We start from the raw sequence: 6,588 nt of genomic DNA, 5'->3' as shown, positions 1-6,588 counted from the left end.
GCCTTCGGCCGGGGGGACGTCGGCGGCGTGGGCGTCACAAGCCCGAGGCGCTACGCGCGGGGGAGCGTCAGGCGCCACGCGCCCGCGTGGGCCGTCCACGTGCGCGCGGCCACCGGCCCACCCACCCCCGCCTCGGACCGATAGAAGAACTCCGTACCGGAACCCGACACCGTGACCGTCTTCGCACGGACCGTGACCTCGCCGACCGGCGCCGCGCCGGGCCCCGCCGCCCCGGCCCGTACGACCACCTCCGCGAGGCCGTCCTCCGGCGTCACCCGGATCTCCTGGACCGGCCGGTCGAGGTCCGCCAGGACCTCGCCGTCCGCCTCCACACGCAGCCGCACCGCCGGCACCCGTACGCCCGGCACCCGCGCCGCGACCCTCACCGGCGGCGCGTCGGGAACCCGTACCGCGCCGGAGCCCCCCGTACGCCGCCACCAGGGCGCCCACCAGCGCCGCCGCCCACCGCCGGGGGCCGGCCCACCGTCGTACGCCGGGCCCCTCGCCGGGCCGACGACGGAAGCCACCGCCGCCGTACCCGGCCGCTCCGCGGCCATCCGCGCCTGGCCGGGAATCCAGAGCCCGCCGAGGACGATCTGACCCGTGTCGTCGACGAGGAGGTCGAGCCGCCGCTCGGCCCCGTCCAGCACCGTACGGGCCGCGGCCACCGGCCCGGCCGGGACGCCGAGCGTGTGGGCGAGGGTCAGCGCGCTGCCGGACGCCCCGACGGGGATCAGCGACACGACCGTCTTCGCGAGATCACCCTGCTGGTGCAGCAGCCGTACGACCGTGAGCAGCGCCGCGTCGTCGCCGACGACGACCGGCTGCCGGCTGCCGCGCCGGGCCAGCGCCCGGGCGACCTCCGCGGGCCCGTCCGGCAGGCAGATCTTCGTCGACGCGCCCGCGCACAGCACATCCTTCGCGATGCGCACGGACTCACCGTCGATTCGCCGGGCGGCCGGGTCGATGACGACGAGCAGGGGGTCCCCCCGGACTCCGTTCGGGGGAGGGTGCCCGTGATGCTGTGCCGACACCTCGGTCCTTCCGTCAGGTAATCTCTCGGTGCAAGAGCCCCTGTCGCTGTTGCGCCAGGGGCTTCGTCTATCCGGGGCACCGGTTCGACGGCTCTCGCGGCGGCTGCACCATGCAGCGAGCCGCCCGGCACGTTGGACATGCCCCGCCCGGAAGGGGTGTACGCCTGTGCCCGCACTTGTGCTGCTCGGTGCTCAGTGGGGTGACGAGGGCAAGGGAAAGGCCACCGACCTGCTCGGCGGCTCAGTGGATTACGTGGTGCGCTACCAGGGCGGCAACAACGCCGGCCACACGGTCGTCGTAGGCGACCAGAAGTACGCGCTGCATCTGCTCCCGTCCGGAATTCTCTCCCCGGGCTGCACCCCGGTCATCGGTAACGGCGTCGTGGTCGACCCGGCGGTCCTGCTCTCCGAGCTGAGCGGACTCCAGGCTCGGGGCGTGGACACGTCCAAGCTGCTGATCAGCGGTAACGCCCACCTGATCACGTCGTACCACACGACGCTGGACAAGGTGACGGAGCGCTTCCTGGGGAAGCGGAAGATCGGTACGACGGGGCGCGGCATCGGCCCGACCTACGCCGACAAGATCAACCGCGTGGGCATCCGGGTGCAGGACCTGTTCGACGAGTCGATCCTGACCCAGAAGGTCGAGGCGGCTCTCGACTTCAAGAACCAGATCCTCGCCAAGCTGTACAACCGGCGCGCGATCCAGCCGGCGCAGGTGGTGGAGGAGCTCCTCGGCTACGCCGAGCAGATCCGGGGCTATGTCGCCGACACGACGCTGATCCTCAACGACGCGATCGACGAGGGCAAGGTCGTGCTGTTCGAGGGCGGCCAGGGCACGCTGCTCGACGTGGACCACGGCACGTACCCCTTCGTCACCTCGTCGAACCCGACGGCGGGCGGCGCGTGCACGGGTGCGGGCGTGGGCCCGACGAAGATCAGCCGGGTGATCGGCATCCTGAAGGCGTACACGACGCGCGTGGGCGCCGGGCCGTTCCCGACGGAGCTGTTCGACGAAGACGGCGAGAAGCTGCGGACGATCGGTGGCGAGCGCGGTGTGACCACCGGCCGCGACCGGCGCTGCGGCTGGTTCGACGCGGTGATCGCGCGGTACGCGACGCGGGTGAACGGCCTGACGGACTTCTTCCTCACGAAGCTCGACGTGCTGACGGGCTGGGAGCAGATCCCGGTGTGCGTGGCGTACGAGATCGACGGCAAGCGCGTCGAGGAGCTGCCGTACAGCCAGACGGACTTCCACCACGCGAAGCCGATCTACGAGATGCTGCCGGGCTGGACCGAGGACATCTCGAAGGCGAAGAGCTTCTCGGACCTGCCGAAGAACGCGCAGGCGTATGTGAAGGCGCTGGAGGAGATGTCGGGCGCGCCGATCTCGGCGATCGGTGTGGGTCCGGGCCGCGACGAGACGATCGAGATCCGTTCGCTGATCTCGTAGCTGGTAGCTCGTAGTACGTGTTGTGGCCGTGGGCCCCCGCGGGTGGGTTTCCCCTGCGGGGGCCGACGTGTTCTCGCTGACCGATGTGCTTTCGCTCGGTCGAGCGTCCGGGCCCGGGGGTGGCGGCCGGTTGGCCGGCCCGGCGGGGCGGCCGGTTCAGAGCACCTGGGGCAGGCCGAGGTTGTTGATCAGGGGGCCTTCGATGGCGAAGCCCTCGATGCTGGAGAGGAGCTTCGTGGGATCGGCCTCCGCCGCCGTGGCGGGAGCGGTGGCCACCGCGGACAGCGCGACGATTCCGAGCAGAAGTGCGAGCAGGCGACGGGGCATGAACGGCCTTTCCTGGAGCGAATGCTGGAGCGAATGATCGCCGACATGGCTGCCCAGGGAGGGGGCCGTGGATGCGGGGAGTCCCTCCTAAGCGTGAGGCCGAGGGGTGCGGAGGGCTCTACGGGGCCTCGGCCGGGGCCCCGGGGAACTAGCGGCAGTAGCCGTGCGCGCTGCCCATGATCTGGGCGGTCTGCTTGGGGGTGGTGCCGAGTTCCTTCATCGTCTTCTTGGCCTGATCGGCGAGGGCCACGCCCTGGGCGGCGCAGAAGGCGTTGCCGTGGTCGATGAGGGTCTCGTCGCTGATGCTCGCCATGTTCGGGTAGTTGTCCCGGATGGTCTTGAGGTAGAGCTTGGACAGCAGGCCGGTCAGCTGGCGCGGCTTGGCGGGGTCGGCGGAGGGGCTCGCCGGGGCGCTGTCCTGGGGGCTGTCCTGGGGGCCCGCCTCGGAGCCGCCCGAGGACGCGCCGGCGGGCGAGGAAGCGGCAGCCGGCGCGGCGGGGGCCGGGGCGCCGGAGCGGTTGTCGCCGGAGTCGTCACACGCCGAGGTGCCGAGGGCGGCGACCGTCAGGCAGAGGACGAGCACGGGCAGGCGCTTGTACATGGATCTCCTGGTCGAGGGGGAAGCGGCGCTCATTCTCACCCACGCGCCCCGCGCACGGCGAACGGATTCCGTGCCGTACGGCCTTCTCGGTTCGGCGCGACCGGGCGCGACCGATCCGCCCGGACGGCCGGCCTCCTCCGGGCCCGAGCGGAAGGCGACTTCATCGCGCGGGCTCGCCCTCAGGGGGAATGACGACGCCTCCGTCTTCCCACTCCACGACCCAGTCGCTCTCCTCGAAATACCCCCGCAGATAGTCGTCGTCCTTGGCCCAGTCGTCCCCGCCATCGACGCTGAGCTCCCGATTACCCCCCACGAGAATGAGGTAATAGGCCTCACCACCCGCCCAGTGCTGCTCGATCTTCACGTACTTACCCTGTTCCTCCCCGGATGCGATGCGCCCGAGAACGCCCGTCTTTATCAAGGCGTGGACCCTTCCATCGTTGCCATTTCTTTCACTTCCACCGACCCGCCGACGCGGTCGGCGAGGTGAGCGGGCAGTGGGTACACCCGCTCGTGAGGGAGCAGGGCCTGGGCCGCGGGGTGGTCGCCGGCCGTCACGGCTGCGTGCACGTCGTGGGCCAGCGGCGTGACATCCCGGATGGCGGTGATCCAGTCGTCCACGTAGCGATCGACCGCCTCGCCGGAGAGGCCGATCTGGATCGCGCGGTGCGGCAGCGGGTTCAGGGCGAGGTCGCGTTCCGGGTCCCACTGGACGCGGACCGGCGAGGACGTGAGGGCCTTGCGCCACTCCGCCGCGGAGGCGAAGCGCTTGCGGTCGAAGTGGCTGAGGCAGGCGTGCGCGAGGGCCCATTCGAAGCCCTCGCGGGTGATGTCGAGGGCGAGGACCCGCTCCTGGTCGGGCTTGGTGGCCCACCCGCAGCGGTACATCATCCACAGGAACGACGGCTTGATCCAGGTCATGCGGGCCCGCTTGAACGGGTCCACGAAGGTGCCCGCCTTCAGCGCGGCCTCGGCGATGCTCGCCGGGTAGGCCTGATAGACCGTGATGGTCTCGTCGTTGAAGACCGCACGGACCTCGTGCGTACGGGCTCCACCAGTCATATCGGCCTGCCCCGCCTCCAGTTGCGGTCCGGAAAGGTCGGTCCCGGGTCGCGCGACCACTCGCGACCGCTCCTGCTCAATACCGCCGATTTCGTGCCGCACCCGCATGCCTCTCTGTCACTCCGCGCCGTCCCGGAGTTATACAGGCGGACGACAACGTGGTGCAGCCGAGTTTCGAGGCGAGGGCACGGCACCCCACCACCGGCCCGCGGCGTCCACCACTTGCGCCTCTACGGAGTACCCCGGTGGCTCCCACCCTCAACAACGCCCAACCCCTTCCAGCGTTCATTCGACCAGCAATGCATGACTGTTTGCGTTTTGCCCTCTCCTCTTTGGAGCGCCACCAGCTACTGTGGCGGTTCATCGAGGGCATCCCCCCGGGTCAAGACCGTGTGTCACCACCCTTCAGCGCATCAGCGACCCCCGGCAGGCGTTCGCAGGGGTGACAGTCCGGCACTGGGACACACCGAGCAACGAGCTGCCCCCGCATGCCCCATTCCTCAACAGGGGACATGGCGCTACTTTAGAGTGACGCAGAGGACGAAACAGTTTGCTCGCCGTCAGACCGTTCTCCGCTGATGACTGAAACAGGAAATCACAGCGAGCACTTCACAGAAGTAATCACACAGGTGCACACACAAAGCGCGAGTATGCACTCACCCAGGCAGCGAACAGGAAGGTTGATCCACGGTGTGGCCCGAGAGCAATTTTGAGGCATTGGCAGCGACCAGGCGGTACGTCATACCCGGGCGCCGCTACATGAAGCTGCACGGGTGGAACCTGACACATATGGACCAGGCGCAACGATCCAATTTCATGAAGAACCTCTACGACTCCGCAAGCATTGCCACTGCCGAAGAATTGGCCATTCTTTTGAAAGGCGAGTGGCGAATGAAACTGACGGCGGCGTGGATGATCGCAGCGACCAGGAGGACTGAGTTCAGAAGGCTTTTCAGCCGTTTGCTGATGAACGGCGGAACAGAAACCCCTAAGGGGTACAGTGTCGCTTTGGCGCGTTTTGGTTCACACGAAGATGCCCAGATACTGGAAATCTATCTTCGCTCCTCACTGACCGCGGGTGCGCCGTATGCCGCACAAGATTGGCCCCTTGGGGGGCTCATGCTCCTGGACAGCAAATTGGGCTCGGGATACGCGAATTCCTTCCTAGAGCCCAGCGGCCCTTGGGAGTCCTGGTTCGGCTCCACGGAAATGCCGAATGTAGCGCAACTATTGCCGCAAATCATGCATTTTATGGATGAAACGGAGGCTGCATCACAACGAGCCGCTTTTTCCGACACATCCGAACAGGTGATCGACTTCTTCGACAATTGGCAACCTCTGGCAACGCCGGAAAACTGGCACGTCCTTACGCCCGAGAGCACCCGCTCACGGCTTGACCAATCGCTGCATGCCGCCACTCCACAAAGCCACGATTTGCATTCATCTTCCCCTCTTTCCGTGGGGCAGTGCACTTTGTGTGGTTCAGTTCTTTTCAGCCTGGCACCCAATCGTGGCGGATGGGCCATTGTTCCACGTGACCCGAACACCGGAGCGTGGCGCCTCAACTCATACACCGCTTTGCCGAATAGGGAATCGATCCGGCAGTACCTCGAATCCCACCCGCACTAGGACTGACTGGACGGCCTATGCCAAGGCCCGCCATTTATGCTGATCTCCGCATTCTCGACTATTCCCCTCAAGGTGACCTCGGATTCTTCGAAAACATAAGAGACTCCCGGGACCCGGAAATACGTCGCACCGTCTCCGTTAGGTATACGCAAAACAACTCCCGGACCATTGCCGTAAGTGCTTGCGTCCCTAGCGACGCCCTCTAGGTCAGTCGTCCATGATGTGAACACGCTCCGAGTGCCCTCATTCGACCCCACATGCAGTTGAACATCTTCGTGTCCTCCGATAGGCACCGCTCTCCCCTCGAGAGCGTTTTTATACATATCGATCAAGTGCTGAGCACTGCCTGGGTCGGCGTGGCTCACTCCGCGATAAAGGTACGGTGCTTCCTTGGGGTCCCAGCTACCTCCGTTTTCGCAAGACATGAGCCCCAGGGGGTCGGACCAGGTCAGGGGGTTGTGGACGTAGGTCGTGGGGTTGGG

At 67.1% G+C, this 6,588-nt stretch carries 7 protein-coding genes; 2 read left to right on the top strand and 5 right to left on the bottom strand.

What is annotated here, in order from left to right:
- Positions 1–50: 50 nt before the first annotated feature.
- The gene (locus ACSNOD_RS26805; RefSeq protein WP_436769640.1) at positions 51–1,034 is read right to left on the bottom strand and encodes a hypothetical protein; all 984 of its coding nucleotides are present in this window, start codon (positions 1,032–1,034) and stop codon (positions 51–53) included.
- Between the two features lie 166 nt (positions 1,035–1,200).
- On the opposite strand from ACSNOD_RS26805, the gene ACSNOD_RS26800 reads away from it, so the two are divergent.
- Positions 1,201–2,487, top strand: a complete 1,287-nt coding sequence (locus ACSNOD_RS26800; RefSeq protein ID WP_436769639.1) for an adenylosuccinate synthase — start codon at positions 1,201–1,203, stop codon at positions 2,485–2,487.
- Positions 2,488–2,643: 156 nt separating this feature from the next.
- On the opposite strand, the gene ACSNOD_RS26795 is transcribed toward ACSNOD_RS26800, so the two are convergent.
- The 4 genes from ACSNOD_RS26795 to ACSNOD_RS26780 all read right to left on the bottom strand — a co-directional run bounded on the left by ACSNOD_RS26795 (position 2,644) and on the right by ACSNOD_RS26780 (position 4,477).
- Positions 2,644–2,814 (bottom strand): hypothetical protein, encoded by a 171-nt coding sequence (locus ACSNOD_RS26795; RefSeq protein WP_436769638.1) that lies wholly within the window; start codon positions 2,812–2,814, stop codon positions 2,644–2,646.
- Positions 2,815–2,962: 148 nt separating this feature from the next.
- Positions 2,963–3,415, bottom strand: coding sequence for a hypothetical protein (locus ACSNOD_RS26790; protein WP_436769637.1), 453 nt, complete (start codon positions 3,413–3,415; stop codon positions 2,963–2,965).
- A gap of 160 nt (positions 3,416–3,575) precedes the next feature.
- Positions 3,576–3,779, bottom strand: coding sequence for a hypothetical protein (locus ACSNOD_RS26785; protein ID WP_436769636.1), 204 nt, complete (start codon positions 3,777–3,779; stop codon positions 3,576–3,578).
- 53 nt (positions 3,780–3,832) lie between these two features.
- Positions 3,833–4,477, bottom strand: a complete 645-nt coding sequence (locus tag ACSNOD_RS26780) for a DUF4291 domain-containing protein (RefSeq protein WP_436769641.1) — start codon at positions 4,475–4,477, stop codon at positions 3,833–3,835.
- A 690-nt stretch (positions 4,478–5,167) separates the two neighbouring features.
- On the opposite strand from ACSNOD_RS26780, the gene ACSNOD_RS26775 reads away from it, so the two are divergent.
- Positions 5,168–6,106, top strand: coding sequence for a DUF6000 family protein (locus tag ACSNOD_RS26775; RefSeq protein WP_436769635.1), 939 nt, complete (start codon positions 5,168–5,170; stop codon positions 6,104–6,106).
- Positions 6,107–6,588 lie beyond the last annotated feature (482 nt).

The sequence above is a fragment of the Streptomyces sp. URMC 123 genome, from assembly GCF_051386515.1.
In the GTDB taxonomy this organism is placed as follows: Bacteria; Actinomycetota; Actinomycetes; order Streptomycetales; family Streptomycetaceae; genus Streptomyces.
Note: the sequence above shows the minus strand (reverse complement) of the source record. Positions and strands in the feature narration are given on the sequence as shown.